The 18,213-nt window shown below is 73.6% G+C and carries 22 protein-coding genes and 2 pseudogenes; 7 read left to right on the plus strand and 17 right to left on the minus strand.

What is annotated here, in order from left to right; translation table 11 throughout:
- The first annotated feature begins 208 nt into the window (after positions 1–208).
- Positions 209–1,240 carry a saccharopine dehydrogenase family protein gene (locus ADL08_RS03650; protein WP_053640570.1) on the plus strand — a complete coding sequence of 344 codons (1,032 nt, stop codon included), beginning with the start codon at positions 209–211 and terminating at the stop codon, positions 1,238–1,240.
- 171 nt (positions 1,241–1,411) lie between these two features.
- Complete coding sequence (locus tag ADL08_RS03655; RefSeq protein ID WP_053640571.1) at positions 1,412–1,699, plus strand: WhiB family transcriptional regulator; 288 nt, start codon at positions 1,412–1,414, stop codon at positions 1,697–1,699.
- Between the two features lie 168 nt (positions 1,700–1,867).
- On the opposite strand, the gene ADL08_RS03660 is transcribed toward ADL08_RS03655, so the two are convergent.
- Positions 1,868–2,236: a PRC-barrel domain-containing protein gene (locus ADL08_RS03660; RefSeq protein WP_053640572.1), complete on the minus strand. Its 369-nt coding sequence runs from the start codon at positions 2,234–2,236 to the stop codon at positions 1,868–1,870.
- 232 nt (positions 2,237–2,468) lie between these two features.
- Between ADL08_RS03660 and ADL08_RS03665 the strand changes: the two genes are divergently transcribed.
- Positions 2,469–3,344, plus strand: a complete 876-nt coding sequence (locus ADL08_RS03665; protein WP_053640573.1) for an SDR family oxidoreductase — start codon at positions 2,469–2,471, stop codon at positions 3,342–3,344.
- An 81-nt stretch (positions 3,345–3,425) separates the two neighbouring features.
- Here ADL08_RS03665 and ADL08_RS03670 read toward each other — a convergent pair whose 3' ends face one another.
- From ADL08_RS03670 to ADL08_RS03695, 6 genes and pseudogenes are all read right to left on the minus strand, one after another.
- Positions 3,426–4,241 (minus strand): metallophosphoesterase family protein, encoded by an 816-nt coding sequence (locus ADL08_RS03670; protein WP_053640574.1) that lies wholly within the window; start codon positions 4,239–4,241, stop codon positions 3,426–3,428.
- Positions 4,238–4,489 carry a BON domain-containing protein gene (locus tag ADL08_RS03675; protein ID WP_053640575.1) on the minus strand — a complete coding sequence of 84 codons (252 nt, stop codon included), beginning with the start codon at positions 4,487–4,489 and terminating at the stop codon, positions 4,238–4,240. The genes ADL08_RS03670 and ADL08_RS03675 overlap by 4 nt, the downstream gene beginning before the upstream one ends.
- A gap of 160 nt (positions 4,490–4,649) precedes the next feature.
- Positions 4,650–5,261 (minus strand): FAD-dependent oxidoreductase, encoded by a 612-nt coding sequence (locus tag ADL08_RS38655; protein WP_053640576.1) that lies wholly within the window; start codon positions 5,259–5,261, stop codon positions 4,650–4,652.
- Positions 5,262–5,334: 73 nt separating this feature from the next.
- Positions 5,335–5,688, minus strand: a pseudogene (locus ADL08_RS38925) (FAD-dependent oxidoreductase); the annotation flags it as partial.
- Between the two features lie 44 nt (positions 5,689–5,732).
- Positions 5,733–5,981: a hypothetical protein gene (locus ADL08_RS03690; RefSeq protein ID WP_053640578.1), complete on the minus strand. Its 249-nt coding sequence runs from the start codon at positions 5,979–5,981 to the stop codon at positions 5,733–5,735.
- Positions 5,982–6,030: 49 nt separating this feature from the next.
- Positions 6,031–6,438, minus strand: a complete 408-nt coding sequence (locus tag ADL08_RS03695; protein ID WP_053640579.1) for a VOC family protein — start codon at positions 6,436–6,438, stop codon at positions 6,031–6,033.
- A gap of 333 nt (positions 6,439–6,771) precedes the next feature.
- Between ADL08_RS03695 and ADL08_RS37515 the strand changes: the two genes are divergently transcribed.
- On the plus strand, positions 6,772–6,918 hold the full coding sequence (locus tag ADL08_RS37515; protein ID WP_199836947.1) for a hypothetical protein: 147 nt from the start codon (positions 6,772–6,774) through the stop codon (positions 6,916–6,918).
- Positions 6,919–6,993: 75 nt separating this feature from the next.
- Here ADL08_RS37515 and ADL08_RS03700 read toward each other — a convergent pair whose 3' ends face one another.
- From ADL08_RS03700 to ADL08_RS03715, 4 genes are all read right to left on the minus strand, one after another.
- A complete protein-coding gene (locus ADL08_RS03700; protein WP_053640580.1) occupies positions 6,994–8,259 on the minus strand; it encodes a cation:proton antiporter in 1,266 nt (421 codons plus the stop codon).
- A gap of 57 nt (positions 8,260–8,316) precedes the next feature.
- A complete protein-coding gene (locus ADL08_RS03705; RefSeq protein WP_053640581.1) occupies positions 8,317–8,541 on the minus strand; it encodes a hypothetical protein in 225 nt (74 codons plus the stop codon).
- A 91-nt stretch (positions 8,542–8,632) separates the two neighbouring features.
- Positions 8,633–9,904: a cytochrome P450 gene (locus tag ADL08_RS03710; RefSeq protein ID WP_234351980.1), complete on the minus strand. Its 1,272-nt coding sequence runs from the start codon at positions 9,902–9,904 to the stop codon at positions 8,633–8,635.
- Between the two features lie 103 nt (positions 9,905–10,007).
- Positions 10,008–11,198: a zinc-dependent alcohol dehydrogenase gene (locus ADL08_RS03715; protein WP_053640582.1), complete on the minus strand. Its 1,191-nt coding sequence runs from the start codon at positions 11,196–11,198 to the stop codon at positions 10,008–10,010.
- A 218-nt stretch (positions 11,199–11,416) separates the two neighbouring features.
- Here ADL08_RS03715 and ligD point away from each other — a divergent pair, with 218 nt between their 5' ends.
- Positions 11,417–12,334, plus strand: a complete 918-nt coding sequence (ligD, locus tag ADL08_RS03720) for a non-homologous end-joining DNA ligase (RefSeq protein WP_053640583.1) — start codon at positions 11,417–11,419, stop codon at positions 12,332–12,334.
- On the opposite strand, the gene ADL08_RS37520 is transcribed toward ligD, so the two are convergent.
- From ADL08_RS37520 to ADL08_RS03735, 3 genes and pseudogenes are all read right to left on the minus strand, one after another.
- On the minus strand, positions 12,282–12,692 hold the full coding sequence (locus ADL08_RS37520; RefSeq protein WP_053640584.1) for a DUF6213 family protein: 411 nt from the start codon (positions 12,690–12,692) through the stop codon (positions 12,282–12,284). The genes ligD and ADL08_RS37520 overlap by 53 nt on opposite strands.
- 43 nt (positions 12,693–12,735) lie before the next feature.
- On the minus strand, positions 12,736–13,209 hold the full coding sequence (locus ADL08_RS03730) for a universal stress protein (RefSeq protein WP_053640585.1): 474 nt from the start codon (positions 13,207–13,209) through the stop codon (positions 12,736–12,738).
- A gap of 601 nt (positions 13,210–13,810) precedes the next feature.
- A pseudogene (locus ADL08_RS03735) lies at positions 13,811–14,269 on the minus strand (SRPBCC family protein); the annotation flags it as partial.
- 360 nt (positions 14,270–14,629) lie between these two features.
- Here ADL08_RS03735 and ADL08_RS03740 point away from each other — a divergent pair.
- Positions 14,630–14,923 carry a hypothetical protein gene (locus ADL08_RS03740; RefSeq protein WP_053640586.1) on the plus strand — a complete coding sequence of 98 codons (294 nt, stop codon included), beginning with the start codon at positions 14,630–14,632 and terminating at the stop codon, positions 14,921–14,923.
- Positions 14,924–15,040: 117 nt separating this feature from the next.
- Here the strand turns inward: ADL08_RS03740 and ADL08_RS37030 are convergent, their stop codons facing one another.
- Together ADL08_RS37030 and ADL08_RS03745 are read right to left on the minus strand one after the other, a co-directional pair.
- Positions 15,041–15,208 carry a hypothetical protein gene (locus tag ADL08_RS37030; protein ID WP_159042980.1) on the minus strand — a complete coding sequence of 56 codons (168 nt, stop codon included), beginning with the start codon at positions 15,206–15,208 and terminating at the stop codon, positions 15,041–15,043.
- Positions 15,209–15,266: 58 nt separating this feature from the next.
- Complete coding sequence (locus ADL08_RS03745) at positions 15,267–15,881, minus strand: flavodoxin family protein (protein ID WP_053640587.1); 615 nt, start codon at positions 15,879–15,881, stop codon at positions 15,267–15,269.
- Positions 15,882–16,158: 277 nt separating this feature from the next.
- Between ADL08_RS03745 and ADL08_RS03750 the strand changes: the two genes are divergently transcribed.
- Complete coding sequence (locus tag ADL08_RS03750; protein ID WP_078967970.1) at positions 16,159–16,611, plus strand: flavin reductase family protein; 453 nt, start codon at positions 16,159–16,161, stop codon at positions 16,609–16,611.
- Between the two features lie 12 nt (positions 16,612–16,623).
- On the opposite strand, the gene ADL08_RS03755 is transcribed toward ADL08_RS03750, so the two are convergent.
- The gene (locus ADL08_RS03755; RefSeq protein ID WP_078970552.1) at positions 16,624–18,096 is read right to left on the minus strand and encodes a threonine/serine ThrE exporter family protein; all 1,473 of its coding nucleotides are present in this window, start codon (positions 18,094–18,096) and stop codon (positions 16,624–16,626) included.
- Positions 18,097–18,213 lie beyond the last annotated feature (117 nt).

An 18,213-nucleotide genomic window follows, 5' to 3' on the forward strand; every position in this document is an offset into this window, starting at 1 on the left:
CCACCCGCTATGAGAAGACCGCCACCGTCTACCTGGCCGGACTCCACGTTGCGGCCATCTTCATCTGGTCAGCACGATGATCCGAGAGAAACTGCCTAGGGCGTGTCCGAAAGTGTGCGGGGGACGGCACTTCCGGTTCTGGTGCCGTTCCTCCGACCCCGCCAAGATGGTTCACAGTTGAACAATCAAGAGCGGTGGGAGAGTCGTGATGGGTTCGGGGCAGATCGTGGCGGTGTACGGCGCGTACGGGCACACCGGCCGGTTCGTGGTGGCGGAGCTGCTGGAGCGGGGGTTCGTCCCGGTCCTGGCCGGACGCGACGAGGGCGGGCTGCGGGCGTTCGCGGAGTCCCGTCCGGGGCTCGACGTACGGCCGGCGACGGTCGACGACCCGGCCTCGCTCGACCGCGCGCTGGCCGGCGCGGACGCCGTGGTCAACTGCGCCGGCCCCTTCGCCTCGACCGCGGGGCCGGTGATCGAGGCGGCGCTCCGCGCCGGGATCCCGTACGTGGACGTGGCGGCGGAGATCGAGGCCAACCTCGACACGTTCGCGCACTTCGCGGAGCGCGCCGCCGCGGCGGGCACCACGGTGATCCCGGCGATGGCGTTCTTCGGCGGTCTCGGCGACCTCCTCGTCACGGCGGCGATGGGCGACTGGACGGAGGCCGACGAGGCGCACGTCGCGTACGGGCTGAGCGGCTGGCACCCCACCGCCGGGACCCGTACGGCGGGCGCGGTCTCCCGGGAGCGCAGGGACGGCCGGCGCGTGGTGTTCGCCGGCGGGCGGCTGGAGTACCGCGACGACGCCCCGCCCGCCCTGGAGTGGACCTTCCCCGAACCGCTGGGAGTCCGGTCCGTGATCGGGGAGTTCACCATGGCCGACGTCGTCACCGTCCCCAGCCACCTGGCCGTTCCCGAGGTGCGCACCTACATGACGGCCGAGGCGGCGCGGGACCTGGCCGCCCCCGACACGCCGGCGCCGACCGCGGCCGACGGGCTCGGACGGTCCGACCAGACGTTCCTCGTCGACGTCGTCGTGCGCTCCGGCGGGGAGGAGCGGCGGGCCGTGGCGAGCGGCCGGGACATCTACGCCGTCAGCGCGCCGCTCGCCGTGGAAGCGCTGGACCGTGTCCTCACGGGCCGGACCAAAACCGTCGGTGTCGCTTCCGCCGGTGCGGCCTTCGACGCGCCCGACTTCCTGCGCGCCCTGTCCCCGCACATCTCGCTCGCGCCGTCCCGTTGAGCCGGTCGAGAGTCCTGCGACCCGGTGAGCCCCGTCGGGATCCCGCGCGCCGGGAAGGGCCGCGGCGGACACGGACGAGGCGTTTTCCGCGCCCGGGCGTTTCGAGGTGGTCTTTGGGGCCAGACGCGACATTGGAGGCATTCACGAACTGATGCGAGGAGGAGAAGCGGGATGGCTAAGGTGTCGCATCTGCCCGGGCGGGCGGAGCACCAGTGGAACTGGCAGATGTCGGCCGCGTGCCGCGGTGTGGGCACCGAGGTGTTCTTCCACCCCGAGGGCGAGCGGGGACAGGAACGAGCCGCGCGCGAGGAGGCCGCCAAGGCCGTCTGCGGGACGTGCCCGGTGCGCGTCCGCTGCCTGGAGCACGCGCTCAGCGTGGCGGAACCCTACGGAGTCTGGGGCGGGTTGACCGAACAGGAACGCGAGCTGGCCCTGCGTACCGCGGCCGCCGCGGCCTAGGAGCCGCCCGGCGCCCTCCTGGTGGGGTGGGGGGCCGGGAACATTGAGGGGCGGGCCCGAACTCGATGAGTTCGGGCCCGCCCCTCAATGTTCCGCTCCGCGGCTCTTCCGGCCCGGCGGCTCTTCCGGCCCGGCGGTCCTTCCGGTCCGCCAGTCCCTTCCGGTCCGTCAGACGAGGCGGCCGCCGAAAGGTCCGCCCAGGCCGTAGTACGTGCCCAGCTGGCTGCGGTAGGCCGGGTCGTCGAGGTGCTTCTCCCGGTAGAACTCCGGAGCGTCCTTGATCTGGTCCTTGGTGCGGTCGACGAAGATCTTCCGCTCCTCCGGATCGATCCGGGTCACGGTGCTCGCCGGCAGCAGGACTTCCTTGCCGAAGATCCAGACCCCGGTGTCCACGACCAGGTAGGCGTCGTCGACCTCGTCGGAGTGCTTGTCCACCTTCCCGATGCCGCCGTCGGTCGCCTCGACCTTGTAGCCGGTCAGATCGGCTCCGGCCAGGTGCCCCGCGGTCGACCGGTAACTCCACAGGTTCTCGGTCACTCGTCAACAACTCCTCCGGTAGGGGGAGGGCGGTCGGCGCGCGCCGCCGCCCTCCGTCTCCGTGTGTCGTGCGTGGCGGAACGTGTTCCCCGCCCGGAATTCGCCTGCCCCGGTCCCCGCCACTCATTCGCGCGCCCGCCGGGGCGACGGCCGGGCGGCTCGCGTCCGGCCGAACGGCTCCTGTCCGGGCGCGGGCCGGGATACGGGTCGGGCCCCCGGGTAGCCGAACCACATGAACACCAGCGAGAACACCCCGCACCGGCCCGTCCCCCCGTTCCCCGACCAGCAGCAGGAACATCCCGGCTGGACCGAGCGGATGGACCCGCGGCCCGACCACGGCGAGGACTCCTACCGGGGGCACGACCTGCTCCTCGACCGGGCGGCGGTCGTCACCGGCGGTGACTCCGGGATCGGCAGGGCCGTCTGTCTGGCGTTCGCCCGCGAGGGCGCGGACGTCGTCTTCACCCATCTGGCCGAGGAGAAGGACGAGGCTGCCGAGACGGCGCGCCTGATCCGCGAGGCGGGCCGCACGGCGGTCCCCGTGCTGTGCGACATCCGCGACGAGGAGCAGTGCGCGGCCCTGATCGACCGGGCGGTGGAGGAACTGGGGCGCGTCGACGTCCTCGTCAACAACGCCGCCTACCAGATGTCCCGGCCGGACGGCATCGAGGCCGTCACCACGGAGCAGTTCGACCGGGTCATGAAGACCAATCTGTACGGGATGTTCTGGCTCACCCGCGCGGTCCTCGCCCACATGCCGAGCGGCGGGTGCGTCATCAACACCACCTCCGTGCAGGGGTACCAGCCCAGCCCGCACCTCTTCGACTACGCGATGACGAAGGCCGCGATCGTCTCCTTCACCCACAGCATGGCGCAGTTGCTCGCCGAGCGCGGCGTCCGGGTCAACGGGGTCGCCCCGGGGCCGGTGTGGACCCCGCTGATCCCCGCGACGATGCCGAGCACGGAGGACTTCGGCAGCCAGTCACCCCTGGGGCGCCCCGCCCAGCCGGCGGAGATGGCGCCCGCGTACGTCTTCCTCGCCTCGTCCGGGGCGAGTTACATCACCGGGGAGATCGTGAACGCCACCGGCGGCACTCCCCTGCCGTAGGGCATCGGAAAGGGACACAACGACGCGGGAACGGCCCTCCTCGGTGGTCGAGGAGGGCCGTTCCGCCGTTCGGCGGCCGTGTCACATCGGGGCGCCGGCCGCGGGGGGCCGGCCGGCCCTTCCGGACGCCTCCGCGCCGGCCTTCCGCGCGAGGGGCAGGTGGTAGAGGGCGAAGGCCTTGCCGATGACGGGCTGGGCGACGTTGCGGACGCGCACCCCGCCCGCCGTCATGCCGTGCTCGGTGCCCAGGTGGGCGTGGCCGTGCACCGCGAGGTCGGCGCCCGCCCCGTCGATGGCCTCGGCCAGGAGGTAGCTGCCCAGGAAGGGGTAGATCTCGACCGGTTCACCCGCGAGCGTGTCGGGGACGGGGGAGAAGTGGGTGAGGGCGATCCGCGCCTCGCAGTCGGACAGGTCCGACAGGGCCTCGTGGAGGCCCTCGGCGGCCCGGCGCGTGGTGCGGACGAAGTCCTTCATCTCGCGTTCGCCGAACTCTCCGGCGCTGCGGCCCGCGAAGCCTCCGCAGAAGCCCTTCGTGCCGGCGATCCCGAGCCGGCCGCCGTCCACCGGCAGGACCGTCCGGTCGCCCTCCAGGACGGTGACCCCCGCGTCGGTGAGGACGCGCGCGATGTCCGCCTCCTGCTCGGAGTGGTAGTCGTGGTTGCCGAGCACGGCCACCACGGGGACGCCGAGGTCCCGCACCTCGTCCGCGACCACCTCCGCCTCGGCGACCGTTCCGTGGCGGGTGAGGTCCCCGGCGAGGAGGAGGACGTCCGCGCAGAGCGGCAGCGTCTCGAAGGAGGGGCGCAGCAGGCCCCGGCAGTCCGGGCTCAGATGGATGTCGCCGACGGCCGCCACCCTGACGACGGCCCCGTCCTCCCGGCGCTCCGGGGCCGTCACAGCAGCTCCTCGGGACGCTCGGGGGGATCGATGCAGGCGACCATGAGGTCCGTGCGGACGGGGAGGCCGGCCAGTTCCGTCTCGGCGAGCCGGAGGATCTCCTCCCGCTCCCCGGCCGTCGGGACGGTGCCCGTCAGGAGCACGGACGTGCCGCGCACCTCGATGCGTACCCCGAGCTCGGCCATGTCGTCGCGCGCGAGCCGCTCCCTGAACCGGGCGATCCGGTACTCGTTCTCGCCGGTGTCCATCGCGCTCCTCCGTCCTGTCGTCCTGTCTCCGTGGGTTTCCGGGCCGCCGCGTCCCGTCCGGGGCGGCCGCCCTTCACCGTCGCGTCTCCCCCGTCCCGTACGTACCATTCCTCCCCCTCGGGGGGCGCGGTCGGGAGTCGGGAGGAGGTCCCTTCGGCCCTCAGTCCTCCAGGGGCTCGGTGGCCGGGCCCTGGAGGACGCTGCCGTCGGCCGCGAAGCGGGAGCCGTGGCAGGGGCACTCCCGGGTCTGCTCGGCGTCGTCGAAACCCGGCTCGCACCCCATGTGGGTGCAGCGGCGGCCGGTCCGCAGGCCGGTCAGGAAGTGGCGGGCCACGGTGGCCCGGTGCCGGACGACCCCGGGTGTCTCGCGGACGGGAAGCCGTCGGCGCGGGTCGAAGAGTTCCGTCCGGTCCGGGCGGGGCGCGCCGGTCAGGTGCGCGGTGCGCAGCCGGCCTGCGGCGACCCCGTTGCTGAGCCCCCACCCGCCGAAGCCGGTGGCGACGTAGACGTGCTCGGTGTCGGGGTGCTCGTGTCCGACGCGGGGCACCCCGTCGGCCGTGTGGACGTCCTGGGCCGCCCATCGGCGCACCTCGGGCGCCCCGGCGAGGCCCGGCAGCCGGTCGCGCGCCCAGGCCTCCAGGCGTTCGTACCGGGCGCGGACGCCTCCACCGCCCGGTTCGAAGGCCTCGCCCGAGACGATCAGGAGCCGCCGGCCGCCGCCCAGCGGGGCGGTGCGCACCGACCGGACGTCGTGCTCGTCGGTCCAGTACATGCCGTGGGGGAGCGTGGCGTTCGTCGACGGGGGCGGCGACGACGAGTTCCCGTCGCAGCGAGAGGCGCATCAGGAGGGTGGGGTGGCAGCGGAGCGGGAAGTGGGTGGCGAGGACGACGTCGCGGGCGTGGACCGTGCCCCCGCCCGCCAGGGCGAGGCGGCACTCGGCGCCCTCCCTCAGACCGGTGACGCGGGTGCCCTCGTGGATCCGGCCGCCGTGCGCGACCAGGTCGTCGGCAAGGCCGAGCAGGAAGCGGCGCGGGTGGAACTGCAGTTGGTCCTCCACGCGGACCGCCGCCGCGACGGGGTACGGAAGACCCGTCCCGTCCTCCCCCGCCCCTCCGGTCGCGGCACGCACTCTCGCCCCACTGGGCGAAAGCCCGAGTACGTCCCGTACGAGCGCTTCCGCCCGGCGTGCCGACCGCACGCACCGGACACCGCGGACACCGCACAGGACTTTCCGGACACCCCCTAGCCCTCCTCGGTCTCGGCCTCGCCCCTCCGTCCGTACGGGCGGCGCTGTTCCTCGCGGCCCAGGCCCGGGGACTGCCGCTTGGCGGTCATGCCGTCCTCGTCGGCGGCTCCGCCCCGGCGGTCCCGGGTGGCCTTCTCGGCCTCCCGGCGCGCTTCGACGTCACCGCTCTCGCCGACGGCCTCCGAGGGCGTGGTGCGCGGCGGGGCGTCCGCGGGCAGGGTGCGCCGGCGCTCGTGATGGCTCATGGTCGTCCTCCTCGGTCGGGTGGGCACGTGGGGCGGCTGCCCCCCGGTGTCACACGGAAACACCGCGCGTGGGGGCGAGCACGAAGGCGTGCCCGGCCGGGTCCGTGTAGCGGCGCGTGTCGGTGCGCCGGTCGAGGCGGGTGCCGTTCTGGTCGACGGAGACGGGGCGCGCGCCCAGGGAGACGGCTTCCCGTTCGGCCTCGTCGAGCGCGTCGGGCTCCACGAGGATGAGCAGGTGGGCCTGCTGGGAGTCGTCCGGCCGGGGCCAGCTCGGCGGCGCCTGGCCGGGGTCGCGCCGGATGCCCAGGACGACGCCCGAGGACCCGGAGATCAGCAGCAGGTCGGCGTCGGCGCCGCTCGGTTCGACGGTGGCGTCGAGCAGGGCGGCGTAGAAGCGGGCGAGGGGTTCGGGATCGGTACTGTCGAGGACGAGGACGCCGGTCTTGGAAACGGTCATGCGGTGCTTGTGCCCCGTCAAAAGCCTTTCAGGCAAAGGGAGTCGGAGTCCGGTCGACCGCGCTCCGAATGGTCGACCGGACCGGTCGGCCGCCGAAATCCCCACTCCTCCAGGCGACTTCACCGGAGCGGCGCGCGGACACCGGGTGACGGCGGTGGTCGAGCGGATCGTGGTGGAGGGACGGGCGGCGGCCGGGGCGGCGGTGGCGGGCCGCCGTGTGTCCGGCCGCATCGGGGGTAGGTGGGAAGGGCGGCCCTCGTACCCGAAGGCCGCCGGGGACCGGCGTTCCTCCGCCGGACGCCACGCGGATGACGTACGAGCACAGGAGGTTCCATGTCCGCACTGTTGGCCCGCATCAAGCAGTTCGGCCGCAGCCCTCAGGGACGGCGGGCGATCGAGTCGGCACGGCGCGCCGCCTCCGACCCCCGGAACCGGGCCCGGGCGCGCCAACTCCTCGGCAGGCTGCGGGGACGCCGCTGACGGCCCGTTCCACCAGCTCCTCATGCCTGTGGGCCCGGCTTCGGCCGGGCCCACAGGCATGAGGAGCGCGGGGACTCACGGCGGCGCGTCGGACGGACGGACCTCGCGCAGGCGGTCCAGACGCCGGATGGCCGGAGTGGCGCCCGCGCCGTGGAGCACTACGGAGAGCGCCACCGTGGTGGCGGTCAGGACCCACAACTCCTTCGCCTGGCCCTCGAATCCGTGGTGGCCGAGCGCGTACGCGAGGTAGAAGAGGGAGCCGATGCCGCGCAGTCCGAAGACGGCGGCGACGACCCGCTCCCGGGGCCCCGTGACGAAGCCGAACTGGGCGATCCACCCCGTCACCGGGCGGACGACCAGGATCAGGGCCAGGGCGAGCAGGACCACCGGCCAGGTCAGCTCCTTGACGCCGGTGGCGGCGAGGTAGTGGCCGAGGAGGAAGAGCAGGGCCGCCGTCAGGAGGCGTTCGATCTGCTCCGTGAAGCCGTGCAGCACCTTGTGGTAGCCGTGGCCGCGCTCAGCGGCCCGGACGGCGCAGGCGGTGACGAAGACGGCGACGAAGCCGTAGCCGTGGGCGAGTTCGGTGAGGCCGTACGAGAGGAAGGTCGCGGCGAGCGCGACGAAGCCCTCCATGTGTTCGGACAGCCTGAGCGACGCCGACTCGGCCCGGAAGAACATCCATCCGAGCAGCCGCCCGAGGACGATGCCGATCACGACGGCGATCACCGCCCTGGCCACGACGTCGAAGCCGAACCAGTGGCCCCAGTCGGCCTCCGCCCAGACGCCTCCGGCGCCCGCGAGCGCGATGGCGGCGAGGACGAAGGGGAAGGCCAGTCCGTCGTTGAGGCCCGCTTCGGCGGTGAGCGTGAAGCGGACCTCGTCCTCGTCGTCGTCCTCGTCGGTCGGCTCCCCCACCCGCACCTCCGCGGCCAGCACCGGGTCGGTCGGCGCGAGCAGGGCTCCCACGAGGAGGGCGGTGGCCACGGGCCAGTCGAAGAACCACCAGGTGAGCGCGGTGGTCGCGGCGACGGTCAGGGGCAGGGTGATGCCGAGCAGGCGCCACGGTCCGGCCCAGGAGCGCAGGCCGAAGGGCCGGTTCAGCGCGAGTCCGGCGCCCATGAGGGAGACGATCACGCAGATCTCGGTGACGTGCTCGACCCAGGCCCGGTCCGCCACGGGGTCGAGTTCGGGCATCGGGAGGGGCAGCAGACCGGTCAGGGCGCCGAGTGCCAGGAACACCATGGGCATCGAGAACGGCATGCGGCGTACGAGCCTCGGCAGGACCGCCGCCGCCAGCGCTCCGAGGCCCAGGGCCGTGAACACGAGATCGGCGGGGCTCACGTGCGGGTCTCCGTTCCGGTGGTGGGGGTGGTGGTGGTGCCGGCGGCGGTGTCCCGGTCAGTCGGCCGGTTCGTCGGGAGCGGGCTGTTCGGGGTTGACGGTCTCCTCCTCGGGGCGCCCCCGCGGGCCCGTGCCGGACTCGTCGGTGTCCGGGAGTTCCTCGCTTCCGGGGTCCCGCGTGACGGGTATGGCCAGGGGGTCCTCGCCCTCGGCGGCCTGCTCGTCCTCGCGGTCACGGGGTATCGGGTCCTCCGAATTGCCGGGGGTGTGCGCGTCGCTCATTCCGGTCTCCTCTCTCCATGGGGTGATCAAGTGATCCGAGTGATCAGGTGATCTGGTGGTCGGGTGGTCGGGTGGTCGGGTGGTACGGCGGTCAGCCGGCCGTCGCCGGCGCCGCCAGACGTACGCGTTCCATGACGTATCCGCTGCGCGGGAGCGTCGGTACGCGGTGCAGGGGGATCGACAGGTCCTGGTCGGGCACGTCGTGGGGCAGGCCGGCGAAGCGCGGGACCAGGGAGGCCAGGAGGGCGAGGGTGATGTCCTCGCCGGGGCACCGGTGGCCCGCCGCCGGATCGCCGCCGCCCTGCGGCACGAGGTCGTCGCGGCCGATCGTGGCGCCCGGACGGGTGAACCGGGTCGGGTCGAAGGCGTACGGCTCCGGCCACAGGTCGGGGTCGTGGTCGTGGCCGTACAGGTCGAGGAGGACCAGGCTCCCCTTCTCGATCGGGACGCCGCCCCACTGGGTGTCGGCAGCGGCGAGGCCGCCGGTGAACGGGGCGAAGGGGTAGAAGCGGCGGACCTCCTGGGCGAAGCCCCAGGCGTACCGCTCGTCCGCCGCCAGGAGGTCGCGGTGCTCGGGCCGGCGGTGCAGGGCGTGGGCGGCGAAGACGAGGAACCAGCTGACCGCGACCGTGGGACGCAGGACGTTCAGGAGTTCGACGGCCGCGGTGTGCGGGTCGAGCTGCCGGCCGTTCGCGTCGGTGTGCGCGGCCACCGCCTGCGCGATCGTCGCCTGCCCCGACGGGGCGCCCGCGTACCGCAGCTCCTCGATGAGCGGCGCGAGCCGCTCCTCCTGCCGCTTGCGTGCCCGCCGCGCGCGGAGGTGCCGGGGTCCGACGGCGGCGAAGCCGTCCACCATGGCCACGAGGTCCCGCGCGGCGGTCTCCTCCTGGTCCTCGGGCAGCGGGACGCCGGCCCAGTCGTGCACGGCCCTGGTCAGGACGCGGGCGGCCTCGTCGAAGAGCACCACCCGCTCCCGGTCCTGCCAGCCGGCCTCGGCCCGGTCCCAGGCGCGCCGGGCGTGCTCCACCAGGGCGGCGATCCGCTCCGGGTCCTTGAGCAGCGTCAGGAACAGCGCCTTCCGCCCGCGGTGCGGCCCCCCGTCGAGGGTGTGGACGGCTCCGCGGCCGAACAGGGTGTCCAGGACGGGTCCGGGCAGGGCGTCGTGCCGGCGGACGTGCCGTTCGTCGTAGAAGAAGTCCACCGCCTCCTTGCCGTGCAGCGCGACCCCGCGCCGGCCGAGGATCCGCACGGGCACGGCCGGGGCGTTCCCGGCGCGCCTGCGCAGGTCGGGGAGCCAGCCGTATCCCTTCACCAGGAGGGACGCGGTGCTGTCGAGCAGCGGGGGGCGTGCGGGACCGGACATGTCCTGTGGTGTCGCTTCCATGAGAGACGGGTTCCACGAAGTCGTGATTTCACACCGCTTCGCACCGCCCGGCCCGGGGCGGTGCGAAGCGTGTCGCGTCCGTTCAGCGGCCGGGGGTCAGCACCGTCTTGATCATTCCGTCCTTCTTGTCCTGGAACGTCTTGTACGCCTGGGGCGCGTCCTCCAGGGGCAGGGTGTGGGTGGCGAAGTCGTCGACGCCGAGCGGGTCGGCGTCGTCCAGGAGCGGGAGGATGTCCTCGACCCACCGCCAGACGTTGGCCTGGCCCATGCGGAGCTGGATCTGCTTGTCGAAGAGGCTGAACATCGGGACGGGGTCGACGGCGCCGCCGTAGACGCCGGACAGGCTGATGGTGCCGCCGCGGCGGACCACGTCCACCGCCGTGTCGAAGGCGGCCATGCTGTCCACGCCGACCGTGGTCATCAGCTTCTGGGCGAGGGCGTCGGGCAGGAAGCCCGGGATCTTCTGCGCGGCCTTGGTGAGCGGGGCGCCGTGGGCCTCCATGCCGACGGCGTCGATGACGGCGTCGGTGCCCCGGCCGTCCGTGAGGTCCCGCACCCGGTCGCCGAGGTCTTTGCCGTGCTCCTTGAGGTTCAGGACCTCGACGCCGCGGTCCCGGGCGCGGCGGAGCCGTTCGGGGACGAGGTCCACGCCGATGACCTTGCTCGCGCCCTTGTGGAGCGCGATGCGGGCGGCCATGTCGCCGATGGGCCCGAGCCCGAGGACGGTCACGGTCCCGCCGGGCGGGACGTCGGCGTACGCCACGGCCTGCCAGGCGGTCGGCAGCACGTCGGAGAGGTAGAGGTAGCGCTGGTCGGGGGCGTCCTGCCCCACCTTGATGGGCAGGGTGTCGCCGAAGGGGACGCGCAGGAACTCCGCCTGACCGCCGGGGACCTGCCCGTAGAGCTTGGTGTAGCCGAACAGGGAGGCGCCCGTCCCGTACTCCCTGACCTGGGTGGTCTCGCACTGGGACTGCAGGCCCTGGTCGCACGTCCAGCAGGTGCCGCAGGAGACGTTGAACGGCACCACCACCCGGTCGCCGGCCTTGAGGTTCCTCACCTCGGGGCCGACCTCCTCCACGATCCCCATGGGCTCGTGGCCGAGGATGTCGCCGGGGTCGAGGAAGGGCCCGAACACCTCGTACAGATGCAGGTCGGAGCCGCAGATGCCGCTGGAGGTGATGCGGACGATCACATCCGTCGGGTCGACGAGCCGGGGGTCGGGCACGGTGTCCACACGAACGTCCCGGTGTCCGTGCCAGGTCAACGCCCTCATGGTCGAGCTCCTCACGTACGGCTTTCGGGGTCATGGCGCGAGTGCCCCCGGACCGGGGGCCGTATGCGTCGTGCGGGCCCGCCCGCCGGACCGCGGTCCGGCGGGAACGCGCGGTAGCCGCACGCCTTCGCGGGTAGCGGCTCCACAAGGGACCGGAGGCCGGCCCCCTGGCGTGTGCGAGGGAACGCGTACGGAAACGCGCGGAAAGGGAGGACGCGATGACGGAGACCCGGAAGGTGCGGGCGGGCCGGCGCACCGTGACGGTCAGCCGGCCGGAGAAGGTGCTCTTCCCCGAGGACGGCGTCACCAAGGCCGACCTCGCGGAGTACTACCGCGCCGTGGCCCCGCGGATGCTGCCGCACCTGCGCGGCCGCCCGCTGACCCTGGAGCGCCATCCGGGCGGCATCGGCGAGCGGGGCTTCTTCCAGAAGGACGCGCCGGACCACTTCCCGGACTGGGTGGGGCGCGCCGAGATGCCGAAGGAGGGCGGGACCGTCACGTACGTCCTGGCCGAGGACGCGGCCACCCTGGTCCTGCTCGCCGACCAGGGCTCCGTCACCCTGCACCGGTGGCTGTCCCGGATCGACCGCCCCCACCACCCGGACCGGCTGGTCTTCGACCTCGACCCGTCCGGGGAGGGGTTCGCGCCGGTGCGGGACGCCGCCCGGTGGCTCCGCGACCTCCTCGACGAGCTGGGGCTGCCGTCGCTGCTCATGACCACCGGCTCGCGGGGGCTGCACGTCCTGGTGCCGCTGGACCGCGGCGCGCCCTTCGACGACGTGCGGGCCTTCGCCGCCGACGTCGCCGGGGTGCTCGCCGCCCGCCATCCCGACCGGCTCACCACCGAGGTGCGCAAGAAGGCGCGGGAGGGGCGCCTGTACCTCGACATCCAGCGCAACGCTTACGGGCAGACCGCCGTGGCCCCGTACACGGTGCGGGCCAGGGCCGGCGCGCCCGTCGCGGCTCCGCTGGCCTGGGACGACCTGGACGACCCGGCGCTCGACGCGCGTGCCCGGCGGCTCAGCGACGTGGACCTGCTCCTGAAGGAGGACCCGTGGAGCCCGGCTCCGCGCGGGCGCTCCCTCAGGGCTGCGGCGGACCGCCTCCGTCGTACGGGTCTCCGTGTTCGTCCCTGAGGGGGTTCCCGTCGCCGAACGGCCGCCCCTCGTCGAACGGGCTTCCCTCGTTGAGGGGGCCGTCGTCGAACGGGGTTCCGTCGTCGGGCGGGGCCTCCTCGCCGCTTCCGTCGACGAACGGCCTCTCCTGGTCGAACGGGTCCTCGTCGCCGCGCGGCGCGAGCGCGATGCACTCCACGTCGATCCGGTCGGCGACCTCCGTCAGCGCTCCCGCCAGGGCCACCACCGTCTCCGGTGCGAGGTCGAGGTCATCTTCGCCGGTCGACTCCAGCCACCCGGCCGCGAGGTGCCGGAGCAGACCGGTCACCTCGTCGGCGGGGAGCACGAGATGGCCGTCCGGCAGAAGCACCAAGGACATGGATGCGTTCATGATGATCCGACCTCCGTGTCATTGACGCGTATCAGGGGGTGTCGCCCGCGGGCGGGGCGCCGTCGGCCGTCTCCGGGCGGACGATGACGACGGGACAGGACGCGTGCGCCGCGCACTGCTGGCTCACCGAGCCGAGGAGCAGACTCCCGAAGCCTCCCCGGCCGCGGCTTCCCACGACGAGCAGTTCGGCGCCGTCCGACTCTTCGATCAGCACCTGGGCGGGGTTTCCGCGCACCACGTGGTGGGCAGGGGGGACGCCGTCCTCCGGGGTGAGGACCGCACCGAGTTCCTCGGAGAGCGACCGCCGGGCCTGTTCCTCGTCGAACAGCACGTCCACGGCCGGCGCGGACCACCCTTCCGCCCCGGGGAGGTCGTAGACCCCCACGGCGCGCACGGTCGTGCCGGTGCGCCGCGCGTAGCGGAGGGCCCAGCGCAGGGCCGCGTGCGAGGCCGGTGAGCCGTCCACGCCCACGACCACGCGGGAGGTGCCGTCATCGGTGCTCATGTCATGCCCCTTCTCGCTCACGCCGGGAAAGACGGCTCGGGCCCGGACGGCGGGGTGCGGCTCCGTCTCTTCTCCACCCGCTGCCGGAAAGGGTCTCCTGCCGACCCGACTACCCGACACCGCGTGCCGTACGCACGCACGGCCCGGCGTAGGAGCTGGTCGCCCCTCCGTACCAATGTGCCCCGGGAGGGCCCGGCCCGCCCGGCAGCCGCCCGCGCACGCGTCCGTCCCGGGGGGTGGTGCCGGCCCGCGCCGGGTCCGCGTCCCCGCGGGGCGCCGGAGGGCGCGCACGGCCGGGGGCCGGTCGCGGGACGTCGTCCGTCCGCGTGACCGGCCCCCGATACGGAATCAGTGCCGTCCGCCGTTCTCGGGTGCCCTTGGGTGTTCCTCGGGCCTCCTCGATGTTCCCCGGGTGTCCTCAGGGACGGTCGGCGGGCGGCCAGAAGCCTGCGCCGTGCGAGGACCTGTCGACCTGGCCCGGGATGGTGGGGACGTCACCGGTCGGGCCCGCCGACCCGGTCGTGCCCGGGGCGGTGCCCGTCGTGCCCGGGGCGCTGCCGGGGGCGCTCCGCGTCCCGTCGGCCGGGAGCGGGTTCATGCCCTCCGAGGGGCGGATGCGGCCGCGCCAGGCGCCGGTGGCCTGCCCGCGCTCCTCGATGAAGCCCTTGAACCGCTTCAGGTCGCCCTTGACCCGCAGGTCGAGGATCCCAAGGGCGTCACCGGTCTTCTCCACCACGCCTTCCGGTTCGACCTCCATCGCGAGCCGGACCCTGGTGTGGCCCTCGTCGAGCGACTGGAAGGTCACGACGCCCTTCTGCCGGACCTCGCCGCCCACGGTGCGCCACGCGACGCGCTCGTCCGGCAGCTGGTCGACGATCTCGGTGTCGAACTCGCGCCGCACCCCCGCCACCTTGGTCCGCCAGTGGCAGTGGCGGTCGTCGACCTGCCGTACCTCTTCCACGCCCTCCATGAAGCGGGGGAACTCCTCGAACTGCGTCCACTGGTCGTAGGCGCTCCGTACCGGGACGTCCACATCGATGGTCTTCTCGACCGTACTCACCGGTTTGCCTCCTTCGTTCCGTTGTGGTCGTCCCCCGCGTACCCGGCCGCCCCCGTCTCAATCAGGCCCCGGAAGTCCGGTGCGCGGACCGAGAACGGGAAAGGTGCAGGCAGGCGCGTTCCTTGCATAATGGAGGGTGGCAGCCACCTGTCGAGCTGCTTCAGGCTGGACACAGAGCGTCCTGCGGCGGAGAACGGCCCCGGCGGCCGGCTCGCGCCGAGGATGCGGCGCTCGCGGTGTTCCCGTCGAGCTCCACGAACCGCTCATCGTGCGCCGCACCGGGACCGCTCGCCGGTCCCTCCCACTGATCACCGCCCCGCGCCGCGTCCGCGGCGCCCACCCGGTCCGGGAGGTAGAACCATGCTCGTGAGCCATGCCCTCGAAGACGGCACCCTGCACCTGAGGCTCCTCCGCGAGCTCGACGTCACCAGCCGTGCCGCGGCGGCCCTGGAGATCGAGGCGATCGTCTCCGCCTACCGTCCCCTCCGGGTGTTCCTCGAATTCCCGTCCCCCGCCCCGTCCCCGGCCTCCTACAGCGCGCTCGCCCGGGCCCGCAGGATGTGCGCGAGCCTCGGCATCGCCCTGACGGTGAGCGGCCCGGGCTCCGTACCGCTCCAGGCCCCGGGGAGCGCGCCTCAGGCCAGGACCGCCTGAGAACCCCTCGGACGCGAAGCCGGGGGGAACCGTGAGAACTTCACGGTTCCCCCCGGCTTCGCGGTGCGGGAGATCCCCTGGGTAGGGGCCTTCTTCCGTTACGCGGGGGCTCCTGCGTTACGCGGGGCCCTCGTCGTCGTCATTGTCCTCGTCCTCGTCGTCGCCCGCCTCGCCGACGACCGCGTCGGCCGCCTCCTCGCGTGCCTCCTCGTCGCCGCTCTCCCCCGGGGCCTCGGAGGGAGGAGTGGTGCGCGGGTCCGGTTCGTCGTTCCGGTGCTGGGTCATGTCTGCGGCTCCTCGGTGTCGGTATCGGTATCGGTGTCGGTGTCGGTGGGGGTGGGGGTCAGGACGGCGGGTACGGGGCGGACTTGAGGCGGCGGGCCAGGTGGGCCGTGTTGGCGGCGAGGGTCGCGGTGGTGCCGGCCGTGGCCTCGGGGGTCTTGTCGAGGTCCTGGTAGTCGGTGCCCTGCATGGCCTCCCCCACCCAGTAGGTGACGGCGTTGGGGGCGAGCGAGAAGCCGACGTCGTTGAGGCCCTGGAAGAGGTCCGCGCTCACCTTGTGCGCGCCGTCCTCGTTCCCGACCACGCAGACGGCCGCCACCTTGCCGTAGGTCAGCATCCGGCCCTCGTCGTCCGTCTCGCCGAGTTCGGCGTCCAGCCGCTCCAGGACGCGCTGGGCGATGCTGGAGGGATGGCCCATCCAGATGGGGGTCGACAGGACCAGGATGTCCGCGCCCAGGACGGTGTCGCGGATCTCCGGCCAGTCGTCCCCCTCTCCCATGTCGGTCTTCACGCCGGGCAGCACGTTGCGGTCGGCGATCCTGATGGTCTCGCCGGTGACGCCGTGCTCGCCCAGTGCCGCCATGACCTGCTCCGCCAGGAGCTGCGAGCTGGAACGCGCGGGTGACGGGGACAGGGTGCAGACGAGTGCGACGGCGCGCAGGGGTGTCGTGTCCATGGGTGTGCCGCTACCCCGCCGAGGAGCCCTTATGTCATACAACCGGCCCATATCGCGCGTTTGCCGGGCGGCCATCGGGGCAAGGTGTACGGCTTCCCCGGGAAACGCCCCGGAGACACCCCGAGGGCCGTTCCGGGCACAACGCGCCGATTCCGAAGGCCGGTTGCGCGTGCGTACGTCCGGCCCGTCTGCCGTTCCACACCCGCGGCCCGCCGCCGCCCGATCACCCTGGGAGCCGACCGTGGCCGACGGTTTCACCGACGCGCTGGACCATCCGATGTACGTCGTCACGGCGGCGACGGCCGACGGCGAGCGGGCGGGCTGTCTGGTGGGTTTCGCCTCCCCGTGCTCGGTCGACCCGCCCCTCTTCATGGCGTGGCTCTCCACCGCCAACCGCACCTACCGCGTCGCGCGCCGCGCCTCGCACCTGGCGGTCCACCTCCTGCGGAGCGACCAGAAGGAGACGGCGGCGCTGTTCGGCGGGCGGACGGGCGACGACACCGACAAGTTCGCCCGGGTGGAGTGGCGGCCGGGAGAGGGCGGGGCGCCGGTGCTCGCCGACTCCCGCGCCTGGCTGGTCGGCCGGGTCCTGGAACGCTTCGAGGGCGGGGGCGGGGACCACGTCGGCTTCCTGCTCGCCCCCGTCGAGCAGAGCCCGCCCGACCCGGGCGGGGCGTCGCTCCTCCGGCTCGCCGACGTCGCGGACCTCACCCCCGGTCACCCCGCCTGACGGGGAGCCGGCTCAGCGGGGCCGGACGTCCCGCCCGGGATCGCCCGCGGCGGGAACGATCCCTCCGGGAGTACGGGAGGGCCCGGCCCCGGTCCCCCGGTAGCGCCACTGGCGTGCGACGGCGGTGCCGAGCAGCGTCCCGAAGACCACGCCGATGCCGATGGCGGCCACCGACGCCATGGTGGACACCAGATAGGCCCCCGCGCCCTCCACGTGCAGCAGCCACTGCAGCAGGCTCCGGTACAGGTCCGGTCCCGGCAGCACGCCCCCGGCGATGCCGGGGATCACGAACGCCCGGACCGGGATGCCCGTACGCGGCGACAGCACCGCCGCGGCGAGGCCCATCGCCACCGTCGCGAGGCCGGTCGCCAGGGGTGCGGACCAGCCGAACGCGCCGACGCAGGCCAGTTTGACCCCCGCGCCCAAAACGGCGGCGGCGACCGCGGGCGGGACGATCCGCAGCCCCCCGTCCATGAACACGGTGTTCCCCAGGGCCCCGATCGCGCTGGTGAGCAGCGAGAGGACGACCGGCAGGGGGATCAGGGCGGTGGAGCGGGCGTCCGCGTCGGCGCCCCGCAGCAGAAAGCCCACCGCGAGGAAGCCGCAGGCCAGCGCGGTGAAGAAGGCGAGCAGGCTCACCGTGCGGCCCGCCGCCATGGAGCGGAAGCCGTCGATCGCGTCCTCGGTCAGCGAGATGATCGTGAAGATCGGCAGCAGCAGGATCACGTTCGCCGCGATCGCACTGGCCGCCTCCGCGTGGCTCAGGCCCCCGGCCGCCGTGAGTCCCGCGACCGCGACGAGGAGCAGGGCGGTCTGCGCGACGGTGAGGAAGAAGGACGGCAGCCCGCTCCGGGACAGGGCCCAGGCGCCCCGGTCGGCGAGCAGGAACACGAGGGGCGACACCAGGGCCGCGCGCACGGTCCCGGAGGCCAGGACGCACAGCATCGCCGCCAGGACCGCGCCGCCGGCGAGACCGAACCACCAGGGCCAGCGGGAGGCCTCCGCCTCGATCCGGTCCAGGGTCCCGGCCGCGGTCTCCCGGTCCAGCCGGCCGGCGGCGGCGTGGGTGGTGAGGCGTTCGAGGGCGGCGAGCCGGTCCAGGTCCCGGGAGTCCTCCGAGCCCATCACCTTCAGCATGACGATCGGCCGCCGGCCCTCGGGGGCGTACTGCACCTGCATCGACCGGGCGTTGATGTCGACCTCCTGGCTGCCCATCCCCCAGGCGGCGGTGACCGCCACGACGGACGACTCGATCCGCCGGGTCTCCGCCCCGGCGAGGAAGAGCGCGCGGCCGAGCCGCAGGGCGAACCCCAGGATCTCCACCGCTTCGGCGTCGTCCAGGGGGCGGGGCGACGGGAAGGCGACGTCCTCGTACGGGGTTCCGTACAGGCGGTCGAGGAGCGTCCGGTCGTCCCGGCGGAGCCGCTGGAGCCTCTCCTGCCGCGCCCGGGCGGCCTCCCGCCGCTTCCGCAGCACATGTCGCATGCCCTCGTCCCGCCCTCGTGTCCGCCCGTCGCCGGTCTGGGACGTACCGTTCCCTCCCTCCACCGGGGTCTCCGCCCACCGAACGGGTGACGCGGCCGGGGAGCGGGGGTCCGGGGG

This window comes from Streptomyces sp. NRRL F-6492 (genome assembly GCF_001280125.1).
In the GTDB taxonomy this organism is placed as follows: domain Bacteria; phylum Actinomycetota; class Actinomycetes; order Streptomycetales; family Streptomycetaceae; genus Streptomyces.